Here is a 22,423-nt window from a genome sequence, read left to right as displayed (position 1 = left end):
TTAATTATAGTTCATTGTGTTTTTTATTGAAATTTTTTGTTCAAATGTATAGCAATAGTGCTTGCTTCGTCAAGCACTATTCACTATGAGAATTTAGTTGGAAATGGCGCTCTCAGCCGGGTATTTTCTTTTGCTTCGATGTGAGGTGAATGCGTCAATCATTTTGGCAAATGCTCCATTTCCCAATACATTTGCACTGGTGATGATCGGATCAAAAAGAATGTAGAGCGCAGTAATTAAAGACATCATGGATGAGTTAAAGCCAAGGTACGTTTCAAGAATAGGAAGCATCACAATGATTCCTCCACCAGGTATGGCTGCTACTGAAAATTTGGCTAGAACAAAATAGAACGTAAATTGAAGATAGGTCAATAAAGAAGGCTCATCCATCCCAAAACTTTTTAGGACTGCATAAGCAAATATAGGTATGGCAAAGCAATCACCAACCAGATGGATGTTCACTGTGGCGGGAATCACTGCGCCGGACAGCTCTTTATTGCGTGTGCAGTTTTCTACACCCATAATAGTAAGAGGCATACTGGCTGCGCTTGACATGGTGCTGAAACCGCTAATAACAGCGGGCAGCATATTTTTAAGATCTTTGAATAATCCGCCAATTCGAAATTGGTTAAGACTGAATAAGACAAATGCAATATAAACAAATTGGGCCAGGCCTATAAGGAGAAAAATGGGGGCATACTCTTTGATGATGATGGATACAACGCCATCATAGTGCAATTTGATAAGAAAACCTGCAACAAAAAGCGGGATAAGACAGACAATAACAGATAAAACAATGTTCATCACTTTATCTATTTTGTGCACAAGACTGAATGACTTATTCGGGCTAAGTCTGGACAGGATGAAACCAAGAATAATTCCCGCAAACATCGCTTTATCGTTTGCAATTAATTTGGGTGGGGAAAACGTCCATAAAGGCAGCAGCTCCATAGTTTTAGGAGGAACAATCATTGAGAAGCCAAGATGATAAACCCCTATTCCTACATAATGACTGAGAAAAGTGGATATAAAATTGGAACAGCAGACAAAGAAGAGGATCAAACCGATAATTGTGGTCGCTTTATTGGATAAAGTAAGTACTGTTTTTAGCAGGAGAGTGAAAATAATAAAGGGCAAGGCAAGAACAATAATGGATTTTATGCTCAGGCTTATTGAGTATAAAAATTGTTTTAGCGCGTAGGGCATGAAAGGGGCAAAGCATAGAACAGCCAGGATAATGGCTAATAAAATAAATGGCATTTTACGAAACATAAGAACTCCCTGGAGGGGTTAAATAAAAAATAATTAAATGATGTGAATAGCAGATAAGTACCGGACTAGCCGGTGGTCTTGGTGGTGTGAATTGTTACGTACTGTTTTATGAACATCATTTTGATAAAGCCATAAGGAAATTAGCCATTAATACCATACATCATAACCCTAACACATGTTCTTTTTTTTGGCAATACTGACAGGGCAATGATTACTTGCACCATAAAGGTGCAAGTAATGGGCTTCAGTGACTGTTCGACTTTAGAGTAAATTTTGAATGGCTATGGCAGCACCAGCTACCGCAATGGCCCCTAGTGTCATCCTACTCGGCATATATTGTTTAAAAAAACCATGATTGGAACTTATTCTTAGTGATTGTACATCCGATTCTATTTCGGGGTTTGAGGCTGTTACTTTTTGGCTTGGCCTGTCTTCGTCACTGAATTCATCTTGCTCTGATTCAAAAGTTTGTAACTCACGCTCACCGAATATATCAGAATTTGATGAGTCATTTTTTAATAATTCCTTTAGTATTTCTTGTTGTTTAATTGCGTTTTGCCTTGCTAACTCTTCCTGCCTCAATTGTTCTTGCTTTAATTGTTCTTGTTTTAATGCGTCCAGTTTTAATTGTTCTATTTCGATTTGTTGATCAATTTTCTCTCCAATACTTCCTATGGAAGAGTTCAGTTGTGTTAATTCGATGCTTAATTCTCCAAGATAAGAATCTGCAGTTTTTCCTGAAGGAATTTCGTGATTGAGAGAGTCCTCTTGTTCACTTAATTTCTGCTCTGCGATTTTTATGTTTTTAAGTAATGGAAATTCAAAAGCCCAGGAAAATAACCAATAAAAAACTTTGCTAATGAACCATGTATTGTTCCATTCATCCTTTAATTTGACATGTTGTTCCCTGGCTTCATCCAACTGATTTTTTTTGAATGAAAATGCATCAATTTTCAGCTGTAATAGCGCTTTCTGCTGGTTCAGATCATCAAGGGACAGGCGCAGAATAGTCAGCTCCTCTATATCTTCTGCTGTATTGTCTAATTTCTTAAGTGGCAATTCAGTGAGAGTCAGATGTTCTACTTCTTCAGATATGTTTTTTCGTTCTTCAGGGGGCGACTGGGTTGCAGTCAGATTCACCTGTTCTTCTGAGGCGCTTTCGATATCCTGAATGGGGCTTGGGCTTTCGAGCGGTGCCACCGGCTCATCAGGGCTGGGTTCACTTTGCAATGGCATATAAGTACTGACTAATTTGGACACATAATCTTCGGCTTTTTCTTTGTTTGTATTGAGAAGCTGAGTTTCATCAAGGGCAATATTGTGGCTTTCACAGTATTTTTTAATCTCGCCCAGCATTGCATTGGCTTGATGCGCCGTAGGCTTCTTTTTTTCGTTAACCGCGCTAGTGACCATGCCTTTAAAGAGAAAGCTAATGGACCCCTGATAACTGACGTTCGCGTAATTGGATAGGTGTTGATAATACAGGATTGCAAAAATCAAACTTTGGGAATTCGTTATCTGGGGTAGACTGAATTTATATTCTTTATCCGGAACTTGATAGACGACCTCGTGCTTAAATTCCTTGGCTGTTGTATGCAGTCTGTTTACTACTTGTTTGATTTCAGTTACGCCTAATTTTTCTATGGTTAAGCCAATGTCAATCATCGTTTTTGCAGTAGCAATTTGTCTTGAATACTCTTCGTTTTCAGGTAAAGCCTCAGGAAGATTGTCAATAAAGTTCTTATATTGTTGCCAATAGGTGGTCATTGAAATCATGTCGGTCCTTTGTTTGAAAAAAATTATTCCAAATGTATACTGATTGTCCGAAAAAATCTACTATTTGATTAAAAATTGAGTAAAAAAATAGTAAGGCTTGGTTAAATTTATGTCATTTGATGCAGGCTAATTTGCTCATCAAATGCGTTATTGCTTGCCATTATCGAGGTGTTACAGTATCTGGAATTGTACTTTTTATTCCGTGCAGATAACTTTCAATTCCTGTGCCTGGGTTATTGGGTTATATACCAACGTCGGAGGGCAGGCAGTTTTCATCGGGGCAATACCTGGCGCGGCCGCAGGACATACCCCTGGACATGGGTTATCCAGATCATAGGAACTGGCGCAAATGGTCAGGTCGGTGAAGTTACAATTGCACTTGCATGACGCCTGTAATTGAAAGGGCACGAAACAAATTATTATCATGATGATTGTTTTCATCTGAAAATCCTTTTACGAATGGTGAGAATCTACCATGTTAATTGTGGGTTAATTAATGATCTTTATGGTTGATATTATAGCATATCCAGTGGTTTTCTGATGGATGAAGAATTGATGAATAATCATCAATTAAAGCCAAGAAGATTTTAATGGGGGAGTTAAAAAGAACCATTGATGATTTTATAATGCTGATAGAGAGTATCAATAGCGCTTATCCCTTTCTCTTGATATTAAACCCTGACTGGTTTAATTTAACATGTTTAGACCATCGCAAAGGAATGTTTGTTTTTATGCTCACTCAAAAACTGTTAAGAGCCATCTGCAATCGAAGTGTCAATTTGCTTCTCGGCGCTTATCTGACTTGTGGTTTTAGCGCTTCATTTGCTGGTTTATCTACCCCGGTACCCTCATGGCATCCCGTCTTAAGTCTCGGAGCAGGAAGCTCTGTAGCGAAACCAGGTGTTGCGCAGGGGTTCCCCGTTGTGAATGAGGTAACGGATGAATTTTACTATTACTCAGGAACTCAAAAAACTCAATCTTCGGGATTTTTGGATATTCTGCTGAATGCGGAGCGGGGTTTTAGTCCGGACTGGTTGATTCAGGCTGGTCTCGATTACAATCGAACTGAGCCTTTTTTTGCCCATGGTCTTTTTTTACAAGGGGCAGATGAACAATCAGCAGACACTTATTTTTACGGTTACAAAGTATTAACCAATCAGATCTTATTAAACTCTAAATTGCTTTATACATTGAAGCATCGTTATCACCCTTATCTCTTTGGAGGCGTTGGCGTTGCATTTAATAAAGCATATAACTATACAGTAAATGTACCAAGATTCATCACTTTTACCCGTAATTACTTGGACAATAGCCATATTGATTTTAGTTACGCTTTAGGGGTAGGTGTTGATGTGGATCTCACTTCCAATATGCGTGTTGGAATCGGTTATCGTTATGCTGATTTGGGAAAAATGCAATTGGGTACTGCCATTATCGATACAACTGTTGTCGCAGGTACGTTAACTCAAAACACTCTTCATGCGAATGAATTTTTGGTCCAGCTTAGTTGGCTTATTTGAGCGAATCCCAGCTTTTTAAGATAAATAGCAGGCCTTGGTCATTCAGCCTCTATTTAATGAAGTTGGGATAAAGCGGATTTTTACACCCGCTCATGTCTATATTGTTGGAATGCTGAACATGAGTTTGGCTGTATCAGATTCCAAATTGTCTTTAAATGGATTATAAGTTGAAGATGGGGCTAGCAATCCATTACCGAGCAGGCTTTGTATAGGCCATAGTATTTGTTGATGCTCTGTAAGTTTGCTGTTGCATGCACTGAGGATGAGTCTTCCTTTTTCGTTAAAAATGACAAAATTGGTATCATCGGGTAGATTATTAATTGCATCATCGGATAATGAAGCCCTTCTGGGGTTGGAAATGAGTCCTGCATAAAGTAAGTCCATACGACTTTCTAAAGGTTCATCGTGCAAGAGATCGAAATAGTTTTGGGCGCACTGCGCCAGGGAGGATGCACTTCCGGCCAGTGTCCTTACTTCGCCTGGTTCGCCTGAGGGTAATGTGCCCATTTTCATCTTAAAATGACCTTCTTCATCCACCAAATAAAAATTGTTTTTGTCTTTACGGATATCCAGAGCTCCTAATTTGTATAGACCGTCTTTACAGCCCGTAGGGCCCAGAGCATCCGTTACCAGCATAATTTTGTTTTTAATGGCATGGTGTATAAGGGTACTGAATGACGAAGAGAGATGAGCTCCGTCCAGGATCAATTCAACAGCTGAAGGGCACTGATCTGGATTTTCGAGTACCCATTTTACTACATTACTCGTTGCATCTTCTGATGAAAGGCTTCTATTGTCTCGACTGCAGGACTCCTGGCATGCATTTCCCAAATGAGTAAAACCTGCTGCACCAGCTGAAATTGCCCGACCAATAGCTTCCTTTTCTTCTGGATTAGCATGACCGATAAACACTTTGATACTTAGGCCTTCTGCCTCAAGAGTTTTTGTTTGCTTGATAAACTCTTCAGCACCAATCAAATCAGGAGCCAGAGTAATCTTCCATTGCTTAATATCGGGAGCCGCATTAATAATTTCTCTGAACTTCTCCATGCTGATTTCCTCTTGCAATGCTTCTTCGCTATGAGCGCCTTTGCAACTTTTGGAGATGAAGGGACCTTCAAGATGGACTCCAACAAGTGTTGTGAATCCAGGAGTAAGATTGATTTTCTGATTCTTCATAAACTCATTGATAATCATCAACGATTGTTTTAATGAACCCACTGGCATGGACACCAGGGTCGGTACAGCATAGGATAATCCGGTTTTCCCCAATTGTTTGACTATGACCTCCAGTTCTTTTTCACCATCTTCCACACTGAGGCTGGCAAAATCAAAACCGCCCTGACCATGGATGTGGGAGTCCATCATTCCTGGCATCAGGAAGTAGGTTCCCTTGCTGTCTATGGTGTTCTCCTCGTGTTGTTCCAGAGCAGATAAATCATCGTCTGTATTATGGATAATTCTCGAACCAGTTTTTGTTAACTGAACGTGTTTAAGTTGTTTCAGTCCCTTATCATCGTAAACATAAATATTTTTAATTAACATCGAATTCTCTCGTTCGGATAGGTTCCTTGTGTGCCCCGGGAAAGTATAAATGAGTTAAACGAGATTAGTCTAATTTAAATTAAAACATCAGGAGAGTAAGGAAGCCTTAGTGTTAATCGTGACACGTTCAGGAGGTATCGAACCTCCCTGGTTCATGTCTGGATGCGAAGTTTATTCGGGATTTAACGAAGATATATACACGTTATCATGCTCAAGTGAGTCTGTTGGTTTGGCCTGCAGAAAGAAATTGGGCTTAAATGGACTTAATGTCTCAATGGCGACTCCAACCAATTGCCCCATTACATCCATATCCGCGAAACGATATAACGTGGTGCCATTTTGACTGGTACCAATCAATACTTTGTTAATGTAACTAAAACAGTCATTATCGCCAGCTTTCATTTTTGAGATTATATAAGCCGGTGTGGGGGCATTGGTTTCCTGAAGCTTTCTGTGATAAGCCAGCATTTCAATTAATTTTTTACCACGTACGGTTCGGGATTCACTTTGGGCCGGCTCTTCGCTTGTGTCTGCGGGTTCTGGCGATAGTTCGATTAAGTATTCTGAATTTTTAATGTCCATTTTGATGTAGGCATGATGACCGACACAACCGTGCAGCAAGGAAACGCCAATAAAACTTGCCAAAAAAGTGTTGATTCTATATTCAACCTGCTGTTCCAGGAATTCTTCAAAGTCCTCATCAGTATCGAAAAGTGTTTTAATTTCTTCTTCTACTTCTTTAAGGTAATACGAAAAGGGCTGTGCTTTCTTTTGTGCAAATAATGTGGGCACATATTCTTTTTTGATGTGCTCCAAACACTCATCCAGGCCATCCAGACCAAATTTGAATTGTCGTATCAAACTGTCTTTAAATATTTTTTTGGGGGTTCTAAAACCAAAAGCACCAGCTATGACGTTACCAACAAATGCTCCAGAGAGCATGCCGATAAACGGCTTGTAATTCCATACTCCTCGAGCTAAACCAATAAGTGCTCCTACGAATCCACCAATAATTCCGAGAGTAACACCAGCAAACACTCCGGTTATGTGCAGTAATACAATTTTAGTTTGAGCGGGAAAGGTATGGGTACCTGCAATGTGTTGAAGCTGGTCCAAATGATTGTTGATGGTTTCCAATAAGTCCAATGACCTGGATTCGATGTCACTGTTTGTACTGTCTGGTTCGTTCGTTTCATGTAACTGATGCAAAGCCTCTACAAGTGAGATCAGTTCAACTAAAAATGAGCGGGTGATACCACAATTTTTATCTTTGATTGATTCCAACAAGATGTACAGATAGTATTTAATTTCGCTGGCAGGTAGAGCAAGAATGCGGTTTATTGTCTGCTGTGTTGTCGTCAGAAAATTATGTTCAGTTACCATTGGCGTAGTGCTCGATGTCTTATTGTTTGCTCCTTGTGTTCGCATTTTATACATTGTCGAGTCTTTGTCAACAGATGAACTGGGTGATTTTTATTCAGGTACAATGATTCAGCGTCGAGCTTGAGTGTTTTTTTTTAAGATAAGATGAAGAGTTACAGCAACTGGACTGAGGTGTAAAAAGACAGCTGCTGTATTCGATCTTGATTGTTCTTTATTTAGTGGCAGAGGTGTTAACCTGGGAGCGCGAAATGCCAATTCATTGCTTTAGACAGACCTTCCAGCATCAGTTCGCCACGGATGCTGTTCCCTTTTGCATTGACTCTTGGGCTTAATGCTACTATGCCTGCTTTACCTGGAACTGTACCAATAATATAACCTGATACACCGCTTTTTGCGGGTATCCCGGTTTTTACCATGTGTGTTCCTGTTTCATCATACAAGCCACAGGTCGCCATAATGGCCAGAGTAATTTTACAGGTTTCTTTAGAAAAGATGCATTCATTGGTCAAGGGATCGGTGCCGCCATTGGCCAGTAATAACGGAAGGTAAAGCATTTGTTCCAGCGTTGCTTCGTAGGAACATAAGGCAAAGTACAAATCCAGCGTTTCATTAACATCAGCACCCAGGTTATTTCGGCTTTTCAATAAATAAGCCAGAGAACGGTTACGGTCGCCAGTTCTTTTTTCTGATGCATAGACCAGGGGATTAATGCTCAGTTTTTCTTTAAATAATTTTTTTACCCAATGTTCGAGCCAGCCAAACTGATGTTCACCAGTACCAGGGATATGAGAGCATAAGGTAATAGCCCCTGCATTAAGCATTGGATTTGAGGGTTTGGGGCCAAATTGTTCCAGTCGGGTAATGGAGGCAAAATCATCTCCGGAAGGCTCCACTTTAACCCATTCAAAAAGTTGTTCTGCTCCTACTTCTTCCAATAAACCAATGAGCGGGATTAATTTGCTAGTGCTTTGCAGCGTGACAGGGTTTAACTCGGCATTAGTCCAGGATATGGGTTGTTCACCGACTTGCTGAACTGCCAGAGCGGTAAGATCCTGATTCACATTTGCTAGTTCAGGTATGTAAGACGCTGTATTTCCTGCCTTATTGGTTTCAGCAGATTCGACTAATTCTTTTAACAAATTGATAGATAATAATTTTTCTGTCATAAGGGCCTGCTTGAGAAAATCGACCATTATGCTAATTCTAGCACATCAATGCAATATGTTTTGACAGACTGCTACTCAATTGAGCTTCGCGGCTTGTGATGTTAAGATGTTTACTAGAGTCTATATCAGCCGAATAGAGTCCTTTGGAGTTAATCTGTATCTGCTATACTTTTAATTACGCTGAGGATGACATTTAAATCATGCAAGATAACGATAACGATCTACCGGGCGCATCTGATCTGGAGTATAATACTTTTAAAGGAGCTGCCCCCGAGTCGGGTTCAAATCAGGATCCCTATGCAGAGTTAGTGGCATTAATCAATAGTGGGAAATTTATTGAACCAGGAATCAAATTCAAGGAACAATTGTATCCCAATTTAAAAGCTTTGCTAAAAGCTCTTGAAAATAAAGAAGAATTAATTGAGCTTCAGTTTATTGCAATTAAAGGAATGGAAAAAAACAATGAAGTACAAGAAGAACATCCTAACCGTGATCTTACCCAAAATGCTTATCGATTAATCCTGTTTGAATCTATTTTTTATGCTCAATCGCTTGAAGAAGCAGTACAATTAATAAAAAGAAGGTTACCCTTCAGAGGCTGACAGGAACAATTTCTGTAAATTAGCACAATGCTCTATGATTCAATAAAGCGGACTCCTAACAATTCTATTTGATGCCTTTAAAGTCCGATCGTTGATTCAGGAGTGTCGATTCATGAACTGGCTTGCATTATTTAAGCGAAGTATGACTGCAGTTCCCTGGCCTGGTTCGCTCTCTATCTCAATCTGACCGCTATGGATGGTCATAATGGATTGAGCGATTGCCAATCCCAAACCCAGGCCGGAGTATTTATCATGGGTTGAGTGATTCACTCGATAAAATCCCTGGCACAATAAAGGAAGATGTTCTTTTGCTATGCCAATCCCTGTGTCCTTTATGGTGATTTGAATAAGATGAGTTTCAGTTTCTTCAATTTTAATAAGTATCGTTCCACCTTGTTGCGTATACTTTAGGCTGTTATCGATTAGATTTGAAATGACCCGTTTAAATAATGGCTCATCTACTACTATTCTGGTATCACCAGTGACTTGAATTTCTACGCCCTGTTCTAAAGCAGTAGCGTTATAATATTCGACTATAGAATGGATCATCTTTTTTGCTGACATGGGCTTTGGATTTAACGGAATTTGCCCATGCTCACTTCGCGTTAAAAACAGGAGGTTATCAATAAGCCGGGTTAAATGGTGATATTCTTCCAGATGTGAGTGCAACAGGTTTTGGTAGGTTTCAATCGATTGTGGCTTCGCCAGAGTAATTTCCGTAGCCGTTTGGAGGTAGTGAACGGGATTACGTAATTCATGGGCCATGCTGGCAGAAAATTGTTTGATGTGAAGAACAGCATGTTCGATTCGCAACAGCATGGCGTTGCATGTGGCTGCCAATTGTCTTAGTTCCTGAGGATGCCCCTCATCTTTTAATCGTTTATCTAATGATGAGGCATTAATTGAGGCAAGTTCTTCCGAAAAGTTATAAACAGGACTCATGCTTTTTTTAGCAACCCAATAACTGGCGCAAATTAATATTAATGCGGAAACCCATAGGCCGATAAAAAAATTTTTGATGCAGATTTGTGCTAATACAAAGTGGTATTGCTCCTGATTGATTTGCGCCAGATGGAGCAACTCCTTCAATGGCGGGTATATTAAAACGGTAATGACGGTCAAAATCAGCAAAATCGTGGTGACAAATATCAGTAACAACCGATTAACTATCGACATCGAATTAGCGAATTTCCAGGACATATCCTACTCCTCTGACGGTATGGATTAATTTTCTGGAGTATTCATTGTCTACTTTTTCTCTTAATCGTTTGATGGCAACATCAATGACGTTGGTGTTGCAGTCAAAATGGATATCCCAAACCTGTTCCGCAATAACGGTTCGAGAGAGTACTTCGCCGCTTCTTCTTAACATCAAGGCCAGAAGCATAAATTCCTTTGCGGTTAACAAGAGCTTTTTACCGCCTCGTTCTGCGGTATGCTTCATTAAATCCAGTTTCAAATCATCAATGCTTAACACGATGGGATTGTTGTTGGGTTTTCTGCGTAACAATGACCTGACGCGAGCCAGCAGTTCATTAAATGAAAACGGTTTTATCAAGTAGTCATGAGCCCCGGATTCTAACCCTCTGATTCGACTTTCTACATCATCACATGCTGAAAGCATTAAAATGGGTAAGTCGGGTTTTGTTTCACGAATTTTTTCAAGTACAGTCCATCCGTCCATAATGGGTAAGAGGACGTCCAAAACAACGAGATCGTAGTGTATTTCAGACAGTTGGTATAGTGCTTCCGCACCATCGTATACTGCGTCGGCCTGAAACTGATATTCTCTGAATCCTTTGCAGATAAAATCAGCGGTTCTTTTTTGATCTTCAACAATTAATATTCGCATACGGGCAAAATGAATAAATATTGCTCAATTTTAACATAAATAGTGGATGAAGTTAATTCAAGAAAGATTACAAGTTTGTAATTTAACCGTCACGTTTAAGACAGGAGCTCATTATTATCATAGCTTCATAGTGAGTTTCCTATGGATGCAGATGAACAAAGACAATCAGGCTCTTAAGGAAAATAAGCCAATCCTTAAATCAACCTTAACGTTTTTTAATAGCCAACTAACCTACTTGAACACCCAAAGGCTTCAGTTGAACCGGAGTAAAGGTTTTGCCAAATATCTTGCGCAGCCACAAAAAAGTCTAAGGAATCTGACCCCGTTGGATTCCACTTTGGGCGTCATGAGTTTTGCGCTTTATATGGCGCGTTTTTCAGTCAATCTTGGTTTATTAGCACATATTCTCATTGCAGAGCAGCGGGATAAAACCAATGATAATTCACTTAGGGATTTATATTATAATCTTTGGAATGACAGTTTGTGGGGCGTTGTTAATCTGACGCAGTTTTTTTGGTTGTCATTTAGTACGTCACAATCTGCCGGATTCTACGGCATACAATTGGAAGTTATAGCACAACTGATCGATGTGCTCGTTATGATTCTTCGTTTTCAAGAAAGTAGGGAGGAATATGAGTTAAAACTCAGGCTGATTCCAGAAGCGGATCACAAGTATCTGATTGGCGAGTGGCGGCACAGAGAGTTACATTTTATTCGCTCTTTGATCACCGTGTCGTCGATAATGGTGGTCTTGGGCTTATTCGCTTTTTCCATTGCTTCAATACCGGTATCGGCTGCAATTTCTGCCATTCTGTTAATCAGTGCTTTATCACGTGTTTTAATTGATTCAAAGCACGATCAGCAATTATTGAGTCAATTAAAACTTGAAGGGAAGGATCCAAACTCTTTAGACCAAGAGGAGACCAATTTAACCCGTAATCGTCTCAATGATCTGAATCAAATTATTCTTTATCATGTTTTTATACCCGTTGGGTTATTCTTGTTCCTGACCACTCCGCTTTCTCTTCTTTTAGCCAGTGTGTTATTGATGACTTTTATTCATGGTTTCACTTCGTATTTAATCAACACACCCCATAAACAGAGGCTAACAGACTATCCAGTAAGCTCCTGCACCTTGAAGTGACTTATTGTATCCAGCCGAATAATTTTCTCACATTATCAGTGAATACCACCCGATCTCTTCATTAAAAGCCATTGGAGTTTTTCGTAAGTCCTCATTATTTGGTGGCGTTCTGGTAAGCATGCGCATGCTTGCTTATCTGGTGGGGCAGGACAAATGGCTTTTTCAGGCTCGGTAGGGAAGGCCTAAAGATATTGGATATTTCTACGTCACTGCTGGGAAATGTGCAGTAACGCAGAAAACAGACGAGGCAGACTAGAGGACAGACGCCATATGGCCGCCAGCCGCAACAATGTCAAAGGGGCCGTAATTGCAAATGTATAAACCTTTCTCCAGTTCATAGGCGTATTCATTGTTTAAGTATTTACTGTTTGCAACGATAGTGATCCCCTTGATGATTGCATCATCCGAAGATTGTGCCATAACCATATTAACTCCAATTATCCATTGTAAATCACCGTTAGTAAAATAGCTGGTGGAGCGAACGGAATAACCGAATATATCTTTTTCAACAGCATCAATTTTAGTGGCATGTTGTTGGATGGTATCAAGAGAAGGGCAGGCTACTTGATCGCTTATTACTTGTCCCTGGACAATCGTTGCAGCGGCCAGAAGCGATACTGCTAGTCCAAACTGTTGTAAAATTTTTATATCCATTTAATTAAAACTCCTTATCATCTTTGGTCTTGCCGATCATTCAAGCATGGAGCCTGTTTTATTTCCATGTAAGAATGTTGGGCGGGTTGTGAGGAGGTGCAATGGTTTCTCCTCTTGGCCATCCCATGATCACTGCTGCCTGAGCTGTCATGTTCTCGGGGATTTCCAATTCGTGTTTCCACTCGGGCAAATTCAAACCAGAAAGCGCAAACCCAATTACGCATGAGCCAAGTCCTTTTGCATAGGCGGCAAGCATTAAATTTTCAGCTGCGAGCCAACATTCAGCGCTTACAAATGGGCCTGGATATGTGCTGTATATAACGATTAATGTGCTGGCATTGTAAAACACGTTATAGTCGGGTTGTTTTATTACCTCGAGTATGTGTTTTGTTTGCTCTGTTTTGTATTTTTCTTTTTCATTAAGCAAAACCTTTTTGCAATCATTAGATAAACGATCCAATCGTTCTTTTTTTTGAATCACAGCAAATGCTCTGGGTTCTTCATGCAGAGCCGTAGGCGCTTGTACTGCTGCATCTAGTACAGTATGAATCAGCTCGGAGTCTACTTTTGTAGAAAGGTAATCTCGAACAGCTCGACGATTATAAAGAGCATCCATAACATCTACTGCTTTATTTTCAATACTTGATGAATTTTTCATGATTTAATCCATTAATTTGCTCAATGATTTATATAGTATAGTCTTCCTTTTTTATTAAAATTAAAAGAGTAATATAAAACTATTTTGTAACTACCTACGTCATCCCTAACGCAGTGAGGGATCTCCTGTCGGATGGCACAATTTTAAAGAATCAGTTGGCACAAGTCGCTCCACTATATCCATTTCCACATTAATTTTCTTTTAATTCGCTCAACCAGGAACAGATAGGTTATTGTTGCGGTGATCAAAAACAGGAAATAGCTTGCTGGTAAAGGTACAAATCCTAAAAACGATGCCATGGGTGTAAAAGGCAATAGAACACCAAGAATAACACAGAGAAGCACTGTACATACCAAGGGGATACTGGGTTTGCTTTGCCAAGGATTTTTAACAGAACGAATAACAAAAACCACTAGAGTTTGGGTTGCCAAAGACTCTACAAACCAACCGGTTTGAAATAATGGTTCCGTGGCGGCAAAAACCTTTAGCATGATGAAAAAGGTTAGGAAGTCAAAAATAGAGCTGATGGGGCCGATATAAAACATAAATTTCCTAATAATATCGATATCCCAATGCTTCGGTTTGTGTGTAAAACTGGGGTCAACATTATCAGTGGGAATTGCTATTTGAGAACAATCGTACAGAAGGTTATTTAAAAGTATTTGCGAGGGTAACATGGGTAAAAATGGTAAAAAGAGAATAGCAACAGCCATACTTAACATATTTCCAAAGTTAGAGCTGGTACCCATCATCAGATATTTCATCACATTTCCGAAGGATTTACGTCCCTCAATGATTCCATCCAGCAATACCTTTAAGCGACGTTTCAATAAAATGATGTCTGCTGCTTCTCGTGCCACATCTACAGCACCAGCAACTGAAATACCTACATCTGCAATGTGCAGAGAGGGGACATCATTAATTCCATCGCCAATATAACCTACAACATGGCCACGAGAGCGTAATGCGCTAATAATCCGTTGCTTTTGAATCGGAGAAATGCGTGCAAAAACATCCACTTGCTCTGCAATAGCTCCTAATGCGAAGTCATTGATATGATCTATTTCATTACCCAGTACTATGGTCGCAGAACCCAGAGATACTTCGTTGCAGACGTGGCGAGTCACTAACTCGTTATCTCCGGTAATAATTTTTATCTTAATTCCTTCCTTGTGCAGTTCTTTGATAACGGCAGGGATGTCGTCAAGTGGTGGATCAAAAAAAGCTAGAAATCCAGCTAAAACCAGATCTTTTTCGTCTTGTGCATGATAAGAGGGCTGTTGGGCTATAGTGCGGTAAGCAACAGCCAATACCCTGTAGCCCTGTTCGCTCAATGACAAAAATGTCGCTTCAAACATTTTGCGATGCTCATCATCCAACATCTGGTTGTTGCTTTCGCTGTCATAACGGGTACATGTTTTTATCACGTACTCTGGTGCTCCTTTGGTGATGAGAATATGGGTGTCATTTTTTTCAATGACGACGCTGGAACGACGTCGCTCAAAATCAAATGGAATTTCATCGATTTTGTTGTATGGTTGTACGTCCGGGTGATCGTGTTTCAATATCGCCCTATCAAGCGGGTTGATGTTTGCTTTTTTTAATACGGCAATATTGAAAGGACTGGGTATTTCAGTACCAAAAAGACTGTTTAAATAAGCCAGCAACATTACTTGTTCAGACGCCTTTCCAAAAGGATCAAGGTGTTGCTCTAATACCATTTCCCCACTGGTTAAGGTCCCTGTCTTATCGCTGCAAAGAATGTCAATACTGCCAAAATTCTGAATGGCTGAAAGGTTTTTGACAATGACGTTTTTTTTGGCCATATGAAGGGCACCTGCGGCGAGTGTTACTGTTGTGATCATCGGTAATAATTCAGGGGTGAGGCCTACTGCCAAGGCCACTGAAAACAATAGGGATTCGAGCAGCGATCGCTTAAGGTAAATATTGACTGAGAAGACAAAAATCACCAGAAAAAACACTACTTTCATAATAAACATGCCAAACCGACTAATTCCTTTTTCGAATTCTGTTGGCGGTGTTGTTTTTGAAAGTGTTTCAACTATTTGACCAAATTGAGTGTTTTGTCCGGTAGTAATAACAACAGCCATTGCCGTCCCACTAACAACAGATGAACCAGAAAAAAGGACATTACTTGCTTCTGATGGGTTTTTAAGTGTGGCTTTTTGTGGAATCGCTTCTTTTTCTACAGGGAGTGATTCGCCAGTAAGAGCGGCTTGCTGAATATGCAGATCTCTGGCTTTGATCAACAACGAATCCGCTGGAACTACATCCCCTGCAATGAGCTGAATAATATCCCCAGGGACCAACTCTCGACAAACGATTTCTTGCCATTGATTATCACGCAGGACATTGGCTTTGGTTGCAATGTGTGTTTGCAGTTTTTTAATGGCAAGTAGCGATTTATGACTTTGAAAATAATCAAGGCCAATACTCATGATAACCATTGTACCAATGATGATTGAATTGATCATATTACCCGTAAATGCTGAAATCAGGGCAGCAATTAATAATATAGCGACTAAAGGATTTATGGAGTGAGAGATGGCTTCAAAAATAAGCAAGCGATAGTTTTTTCGGGCAAACTCATTCAGACCAGATATTTTTTGTCGCTTCTGTGCTTCAAGCCGTGTCAGTCCTTTCAGGGAGCTGTCCATTTGAGTTAGCACTTCTTCGGGACTAAGAGTGATTAGTGTCGATAGATCTTTATTCATCGAATTCATCCTGAATATACGTTGTGAAGGTATCCAAAAATCACCTTGAGAAGAAGCTTTTATTAACACAGTACACTATAGTGTAAATAGACCATGTTGAGTAGCCAGAAAGTCCTATGTTCAGTATTTTTAATAAGATAATTCAACTCTATAATGCTGGCTTTCGTCAGGAACATGAGGCAACCTGCGGTCCTGCTTCCCTTATTCTTGCAACCTTGGCTCTGGATCTTCTCTTTCACTAATCGTGTCGTGTTGGACTGTTCTTGAATTAAGAATAATTAATCGAAACAAACGTTCTATAAAATGAGGTTCCAGTGCGCAGGATTTTGCAAGAGTCTCATAAAACGCAAAATTCTTTTTTTCTTGATTGATATCCGTAATCGGTTTGCCATCTTGCTGCTTCAATTGAGCAATCTGTTGACACATGTTTTGACGAAGCGCTAAACACTGGATGATCACGGAATCGATTTCTTGAATTTGCTTTCTTAAGTATTCCATTGTTGACATAGATGTTCCCATGATTAAACCTCACTCCAATGACGAATTAAATAACCATGTTCCAACTGACTGTCGTCTTCGATACAGGCTGGAATGCACACCACATGCCCACTGCCTGGAGCACGGTTTATTGAGTGTCCTTCTGTACTTTCGATGGTTTCAAGCGAGGTCATCTGATTACCGCCCGGCAGCATGACTTCAAGGGTATCGCCGATTGAAAATTGATTTTTTACCAGCACTTTTAAGAGTTGTTTGCTGCTGTCATAGTCCAGTAACTCTCCTACAACTTGCTGTTTTATACCGGTTTCATTTCGATCTTTATAACTTTGATATTCTTCAGGAACGTGACGTCGATAAAACCCTTCTGTATATCCTCGCAGTGATAATCCTTCGAGGGCATCCATCAATGTCCAATCGAATGGCTTACCGGAAACTGCATCGTCTATTGCTTTTCGATACAACTGAGTCACTCGTGCCACATAAAAATCGGATTTGGTTCGTCCTTCAATTTTCAAGCAATCAATCCCCATCTGGGTCAGTGCTTCAACATGCTGAATTGCCCTTAGGTCTTTGGAGTTAAAAAGATAGGTTCCATGCTCATCTTCTTCCATGAGGTTCATTTCTCCCTCGCGTTGGGGCGCTTGTTCAAATAGAGCCGTTTTTGTTTCTATATGGGCATTGCCCCATTCATCTTCGGTGCTTTCTTTAACATCATATTTCCATCGACATGCATTCGTGCAGGCACCTTGATTGGGATCCCGGTGGTTAAAATAACCGGATAAAAGACAACGGCCGGAATGGGCCATACATAAGGCCCCGTGAACAAATACTTCCAATTCAATATCAGGACAATATTCTCGAATCGCCTGAATCTCTTTTAGAGACAACTCCCGCGACAAAATGACACGTTCAAGACCCAGTGTTTGCCAAAATTTAACTGCAGCAAAATTCATTACATTCGATTGGACGGACAAATGCACGGGCTGATCTGGCCATTGTTCTCTAACCATCATAATAAGGCCCGGATCGGCCATAATTAAAGCGTCTGGTCCGGCTTCAATTACTGGCGCCAGATCATCAAGGTACGTATTAATTTTATTGTTCTGGGCAATAATATTACTCGCGACAAAAAATAACTTGCCTTGGGCATGCGCTTCATGAATGCCTAAAACCAGTTTTTCATGAGAAAACTCGTTATTTCGGGCGCGAAGACTATATCGAGGTTGACCGGCATAGACCGCATCTGCGCCATAGGCGAAGGCACGTCTCATTCTTTTTAGCGAGCCTGCGGGTGATAATAATTCTGGGGAGTTCATCTGAATCTTTTAACCTATATAAAAATCATTCAACGATTTGTTGAGTAAAAGTGAACCAATATTTGTTTTCAAAATTATACAATGTGCATTTTCTGAAAATGCTGAGTAGGGGACAATAATTGATGTGCCGTTCGAGTGATCGTAGCCATACCCTATCAATCGGCGAACATGATGTGCTTGGCTGGATTTCATCAGTCATTACTTTTTTACTTTATCCTCGTTTATATTCGTCATCCCTGCGAAGCATGGATCGACATAACAATGTGGAACTGTACTAACTTGTACAACAGATCATCCTGTTGATGAGGAGGAACATTTCATAATTCAAGATAGTTTAAATGGATTTTTATAGAAGACATTGATCTAGATCATGGAAATGCAAATAAAACGGTTTTTCATGCTCAGGATTTACTCAAAGTAACCTGATTCTTCATGACGGAGTAATGTTCTGTACCTGCAATCAGTTTTAATTGCTCCGGTTGCAGGAATTGAATGTGCTTGTGATCAATCGCAATAATTTTATTTTTTTTTAACTGGGCAAGAAGACGGCTAATGGTTTCGGCTGTTAGTCTTAAATAATTACCTATATCTTGACGAGACATCGGCAGATGAAAGCGCAGTTGCATTTCTGAGGGGTGCAGTCGATTGGCTATATCAATAAGAAAAGCCGCCAGGCGTTGTTCCGCAGTGATGGAACATAAATAGGAGCCTGTATTCAGTTGTTGGCTCATTATATATAAACTGTGTTTTTGCAGAGAGGGATTTAGTTGCATTAATTCAAGAAAATTATCATAGGGAATTTCACAAACTAAAGTATCAGACAAAGCAACGGCTGAACACAGGTAGTGTCGTGAATAAATTGCTTCAAAACCCAGGACTTCGCCTGCAAAATAAAAACCTTGAATTAATTCATTTCCATTAGCATCTACTTGATATGTTTTTAAATTTCCGTGCTGAATTGCATACAAGTTTCGAAACATATTCTGCGGAAGATATAAGGTTTCATTTTTTTTTAGATGATGGTGTTGTTTAACTGCATGATTATTTTGATTTATCCAGTCCAATGAGTGTTTTTCTGCACTGCAAAAAGGGGCGAGGGTACAGTAGTTGCACGCTTGCTGCTTTGTATCATAGTCTGTCATGTGTGACTCATCAAAAAGTGCTTCAATGTCTTCATTGCATCATGTAAAGAACACAAGGTTTTTTAGTATATCATTTTTTTCCATGATGTAGATCAAGGCTATGCCGCAATACGGCCTATAGAATCCTCTATAAGCACTAATTGAGGCGGAAATGAACATGAATTACATCACACAAGTTCAATCTTATTTATCCGAATTACAGAGTTCAATTTGTCAGGAATTACTCCTGATTGATGGGAAGGCCAACTTTATATCAGACCGATGGGAGGATCCCAATTTGGGATATGGGGTGAGTTGTGTGATTGCAAATGGTGATGTTTTTGAAAAAGCCGGAGTCAATTTTTCCCATGTTAAAGGGAAGCATCTACCTGGCTCCGCTACAGAAAAAAGGCCTGAACTCAGTGGTTATCAGTTTGAGGCGCTAGGAGTTTCGCTCGTTATTCATCCGGTCAATCCTTACGTTCCAACAACACATGCGAATTTTAGATTGTTCATGGCCACGAAGGAGGGGGCTGAACCTGTCTGGTGGTTTGGGGGCGGTTTTGATTTAACGCCATATTATGGATTTGAAGAGGATTGTGTCTTTTGGCACACAATGGCAAAAGAAGCCTGTGATCCTTTTGGCGATGAGGTGTATTTACACTATAAAAAATGGTGTGATGATTATTTTTACCTCAAACATCGTCAAGAGCCCCGAGGGATAGGCGGGTTGTTTTTTGATGATCTGAATCAGTGGGACTTTGAAACATGCTTTAATTTTTTACAGTCAGTTGGAAATCAATTTATGAAAGCCTATGTTCCAATCGTCATGCGTCGATACAACATCCCCTATTTTGAGCGACAAAAAGATTTTCAGCTGTATCGACGGGGTCGATATGCGGAATTTAACCTTGTTTACGATCGTGGAACGGCTTTTGGCTTGCAGACGGGAGGCAGAATTGAGTCGATACTCATGTCATTACCGCCAAAAGCAACCTGGGTTTACAATTGGCATCCCCATTCCGGAACTGAAGAAGCAAAACTGTATACCCATTTTTTGATTCATAAAAATTGGCTTGAACCCGCCAGGAATTAAGGTTCAAGGTCTTTAGGGGCTTACAGGAATTTATTGTGTGGGTATAGGGAGGTACCCAGGTGATAACTATTATTTAATCTGACAAAATATCAAAACATTAAAAATCAAGGTTTTGGGGGTATGTGCCACTGATTGAGGTGAATTTTAAGTGATATTTAAAATTCTATTTGACTCGAATAGTTTCTATTGATTAATATGGCGACGGCTCGGAAATGCCTAATGGAAACTATGGAGTTGTATCATGAAGAAAGAAATTAAAATCCAACCAAGTAAATTAACGGAATACTTCGTCCCTTTTATTATCAAACACCAGGTTGTGCTCGTTGCTTTCCTTTTATTTTACATAATTTATTCTAATTTTGCTTTTGAGACTTAGTTTACTCTTGAGTTTTGAATTAAGAATTTCTGAATTATCAGAATGATGAATTATGTTTGTAAAGGATTATGTTGTGAATAAATTTTTGTTTTTGCTTTTGATGTCTTTGTGCTCTTGCGCGTTGAGTTTTGAGGAACCATCTGTATCAATTACATTTAATGGAACTGTTCCATCCACTGTGGTTTCAGGTGAGTTGGCTCGTATACCTGTTCAAATGACTTATTCAGCTCTTAGATTTTATAAAAGTTGGTCTGTTCCAGCAGGAAGTTATTTAGAATTCGTAGCAGGCTCTTGCCCTGCGATACCTTATGATGAGGGAAGTTATTGGAGAGGAACATGCTATATGAATATAGTAATACCTGGGGGACGTCCTGGTAGTGTCATCTCTGGGGCTTTGAGCTATGGTGTTTATTTGAAGGAGGGGCGTTTTCCTAATAAGCATGAATTGTCTTTAACTTTTTTCTCCCCAGCCTTTTCGGTTAGGGTAATTCCTCATAGCATATCGATGTTGACGATCCCAATTCAAGAAGCGACTGCTAATACCTCTTTTTCTTATAATCTTAAATCTGCTGTCAAATTTTATGATGAAAACGCACAGGCAGGTTATCCCCCTAAAGTAATAGTGAGCCAGGAAAAACTAGATGGATTATTCTTTAATCCGACTACTTTTTGTATCGAGGGAAAGCCCACTCGTACTGGAACGTACAAGTTTAGTGTAGGAGCTGTAAACAGTTATGGCACAGCAGCTTTTACCGATTTTAAAGTGCAGGTACGGGTCAATGAAAAAGACAAGCCTGTTTTTAAGCAGAACTATCCAATACCTGGTGCTTCACCTGGCGAAAAATACAGTTTAAACCTTATGGATTTGATTGAACCGCAAGCTGGGTTCATGGAGACTAACCAGATTTCGTTTCGAATCGATCCCAATAAGAGTCATCCTGAATGGTTACTCATTTCAAAGGAACATCCGACTTTTTTGGAAGGTGAGGTACCTGTTGGAGAAGCAGGAAAAGAAGTAGATGTCACTCTGATTGCTTCCTCGAATACAGGCGGTGATTGCCTTCGTCCTTTGACGATAAAAATTCCTGTTGCTATTGACCCAACCAAAAAGCCGACAATTAACTCGTTTAAGCTGGAGAAACTGGCGGGGGCGAATATTTATGAAGAATTGTCAGGCTACATCAGCGATCCCGCTCACGATCCTGCTATTCAATTAATCTTGGAGAAGGTAGAGCCTACTGCAACCTGGCTTAAAATGTCTTCGCTTCATCCAACGATATTGGAAGGTACTGTTCCTGATCAAGCTACAGGGCAAAAATACTTACTTACCTTAAGAGCAAATACTCTAATTGGAGGTAATTCTGATCCGGTAACTATTCCATTAAACATTAGTGTTGATAAAAAACAGATGCCACGGTTCAAATCAGATAAACCTATATTACCCATCCTTTATCCAGGGCAGCCTTATTTATATGATTTTGTAGAAAATAATGACGTTTATCCTGAGTATCACGATGCTCCTTATGAGATTCAATTTGCTGAAGGCTTTAATCCTCCAGACTGGTTACGTTTGGAACAAAACCAATTAATTGCTGATATGGTTCCTCCAGAGATTGTTAATGAGGATTTAGAAATAAAAATAATGATAAAAAATATTCCGGGTGGTTTATCCAATGAATATATATTGAGTTTAACTATTATGAATTAAT

At 39.8% G+C, this 22,423-nt stretch carries 18 protein-coding genes; 5 read left to right on the top strand and 13 right to left on the bottom strand.

The features are described from left to right. Nucleotides 1-93: 93 nt before the first annotated feature. Together G543_RS17125 and G543_RS0105080 are read right to left on the bottom strand one after the other, a co-directional pair. Nucleotides 94-1,272: a cation:dicarboxylate symporter family transporter gene (locus tag G543_RS17125; protein ID WP_051190586.1), complete on the bottom strand. Its 1,179-nt coding sequence runs from the start codon at nucleotides 1,270-1,272 to the stop codon at nucleotides 94-96. A gap of 261 nt (nucleotides 1,273-1,533) precedes the next feature. Further along, nucleotides 1,534-3,048 carry a hypothetical protein gene (locus G543_RS0105080; RefSeq protein ID WP_028383573.1) on the bottom strand — a complete coding sequence of 505 codons (1,515 nt, stop codon included), beginning with the start codon at nucleotides 3,046-3,048 and terminating at the stop codon, nucleotides 1,534-1,536. A gap of 590 nt (nucleotides 3,049-3,638) precedes the next feature. On the opposite strand from G543_RS0105080, the gene G543_RS0105070 reads away from it, so the two are divergent. Next, nucleotides 3,639-4,568 carry an outer membrane protein gene (locus G543_RS0105070; protein ID WP_028383572.1) on the top strand — a complete coding sequence of 310 codons (930 nt, stop codon included), beginning with the start codon at nucleotides 3,639-3,641 and terminating at the stop codon, nucleotides 4,566-4,568. 96 nt (nucleotides 4,569-4,664) lie between these two features. Here the strand turns inward: G543_RS0105070 and G543_RS17115 are convergent, their stop codons facing one another. From G543_RS17115 to glsA, 3 genes are all read right to left on the bottom strand, one after another. Further along, nucleotides 4,665-6,113 carry an N-acetylglucosamine-6-phosphate deacetylase gene (locus G543_RS17115; protein WP_065236039.1) on the bottom strand — a complete coding sequence of 483 codons (1,449 nt, stop codon included), beginning with the start codon at nucleotides 6,111-6,113 and terminating at the stop codon, nucleotides 4,665-4,667. Nucleotides 6,114-6,284: 171 nt separating this feature from the next. After that, a complete protein-coding gene (locus tag G543_RS0105060) occupies nucleotides 6,285-7,550 on the bottom strand; it encodes a hypothetical protein (RefSeq protein ID WP_238584701.1) in 1,266 nt (421 codons plus the stop codon). Between the two features lie 176 nt (nucleotides 7,551-7,726). Further along, nucleotides 7,727-8,662, bottom strand: coding sequence for a glutaminase A (gene glsA / locus G543_RS0105055; protein WP_028383570.1), 936 nt, complete (start codon nucleotides 8,660-8,662; stop codon nucleotides 7,727-7,729). 200 nt (nucleotides 8,663-8,862) lie between these two features. On the opposite strand from glsA, the gene G543_RS0105050 reads away from it, so the two are divergent. Continuing rightward, nucleotides 8,863-9,264, top strand: a complete 402-nt coding sequence (locus tag G543_RS0105050; protein ID WP_028383569.1) for a PEX14-like KPWE domain-containing protein — start codon at nucleotides 8,863-8,865, stop codon at nucleotides 9,262-9,264. Nucleotides 9,265-9,360: 96 nt separating this feature from the next. On the opposite strand, the gene lciS is transcribed toward G543_RS0105050, so the two are convergent. Further along, nucleotides 9,361-10,464, bottom strand: a complete 1,104-nt coding sequence (gene lciS / locus G543_RS0105045) for a copper-responsive two-component system sensor histidine kinase LciS (protein WP_028383568.1) — start codon at nucleotides 10,462-10,464, stop codon at nucleotides 9,361-9,363. Then, entirely contained in the window at nucleotides 10,445-11,116 is a 672-nt protein-coding gene (lciR, locus tag G543_RS0105040; RefSeq protein ID WP_028383567.1) for a copper-responsive two-component system response regulator LciR, read from the bottom strand. The genes lciS and lciR overlap by 20 nt, the downstream gene beginning before the upstream one ends. A gap of 151 nt (nucleotides 11,117-11,267) precedes the next feature. On the opposite strand from lciR, the gene G543_RS17110 reads away from it, so the two are divergent. After that, nucleotides 11,268-12,260 (top strand): hypothetical protein, encoded by a 993-nt coding sequence (locus G543_RS17110; protein WP_051190584.1) that lies wholly within the window; start codon nucleotides 11,268-11,270, stop codon nucleotides 12,258-12,260. A 252-nt stretch (nucleotides 12,261-12,512) separates the two neighbouring features. Here G543_RS17110 and G543_RS0105030 read toward each other — a convergent pair whose 3' ends face one another. The 6 genes from G543_RS0105030 to G543_RS17100 form a co-directional block, all read right to left on the bottom strand. Then, nucleotides 12,513-12,914 (bottom strand): hypothetical protein, encoded by a 402-nt coding sequence (locus G543_RS0105030; RefSeq protein WP_028383566.1) that lies wholly within the window; start codon nucleotides 12,912-12,914, stop codon nucleotides 12,513-12,515. Between the two features lie 58 nt (nucleotides 12,915-12,972). Next, the gene (locus G543_RS0105025) at nucleotides 12,973-13,572 is read right to left on the bottom strand and encodes a nitroreductase family protein (RefSeq protein WP_028383565.1); all 600 of its coding nucleotides are present in this window, start codon (nucleotides 13,570-13,572) and stop codon (nucleotides 12,973-12,975) included. Nucleotides 13,573-13,745: 173 nt separating this feature from the next. After that, on the bottom strand, nucleotides 13,746-16,307 hold the full coding sequence (gene mgtA / locus G543_RS0105020) for a magnesium-translocating P-type ATPase (RefSeq protein ID WP_028383564.1): 2,562 nt from the start codon (nucleotides 16,305-16,307) through the stop codon (nucleotides 13,746-13,748). Between the two features lie 201 nt (nucleotides 16,308-16,508). Next, nucleotides 16,509-16,814, bottom strand: coding sequence for a chorismate mutase (locus tag G543_RS17105; protein WP_081675620.1), 306 nt, complete (start codon nucleotides 16,812-16,814; stop codon nucleotides 16,509-16,511). Nucleotides 16,815-16,828: 14 nt separating this feature from the next. Next, nucleotides 16,829-18,121 (bottom strand): prephenate-dependent tRNA uridine(34) hydroxylase TrhP, encoded by a 1,293-nt coding sequence (gene trhP, locus G543_RS0105010; protein WP_028383563.1) that lies wholly within the window; start codon nucleotides 18,119-18,121, stop codon nucleotides 16,829-16,831. Nucleotides 18,122-18,522: 401 nt separating this feature from the next. Then, the gene (locus tag G543_RS17100; protein ID WP_051190583.1) at nucleotides 18,523-19,263 is read right to left on the bottom strand and encodes a Crp/Fnr family transcriptional regulator; all 741 of its coding nucleotides are present in this window, start codon (nucleotides 19,261-19,263) and stop codon (nucleotides 18,523-18,525) included. A 151-nt stretch (nucleotides 19,264-19,414) separates the two neighbouring features. Between G543_RS17100 and hemF the strand changes: the two genes are divergently transcribed. Together hemF and G543_RS0104990 are read left to right on the top strand one after the other, a co-directional pair. After that, nucleotides 19,415-20,338: an oxygen-dependent coproporphyrinogen oxidase gene (gene hemF / locus G543_RS0105000; RefSeq protein ID WP_028383562.1), complete on the top strand. Its 924-nt coding sequence runs from the start codon at nucleotides 19,415-19,417 to the stop codon at nucleotides 20,336-20,338. Nucleotides 20,339-20,787: 449 nt separating this feature from the next. Further along, nucleotides 20,788-22,422, top strand: a complete 1,635-nt coding sequence (locus G543_RS0104990) for an Ig domain-containing protein (RefSeq protein WP_133141313.1) — start codon at nucleotides 20,788-20,790, stop codon at nucleotides 22,420-22,422. Nucleotide 22,423 lies beyond the last annotated feature (1 nt).

The sequence above is a fragment of the Legionella moravica DSM 19234 genome, from assembly GCF_000423305.1.
Taxonomy (GTDB): domain Bacteria; phylum Pseudomonadota; class Gammaproteobacteria; order Legionellales; family Legionellaceae; genus Legionella; species Legionella moravica.
The sequence above is the reverse complement of the archived record's forward strand: the minus strand, read 5'-3'. Positions and strand labels throughout refer to the sequence as shown.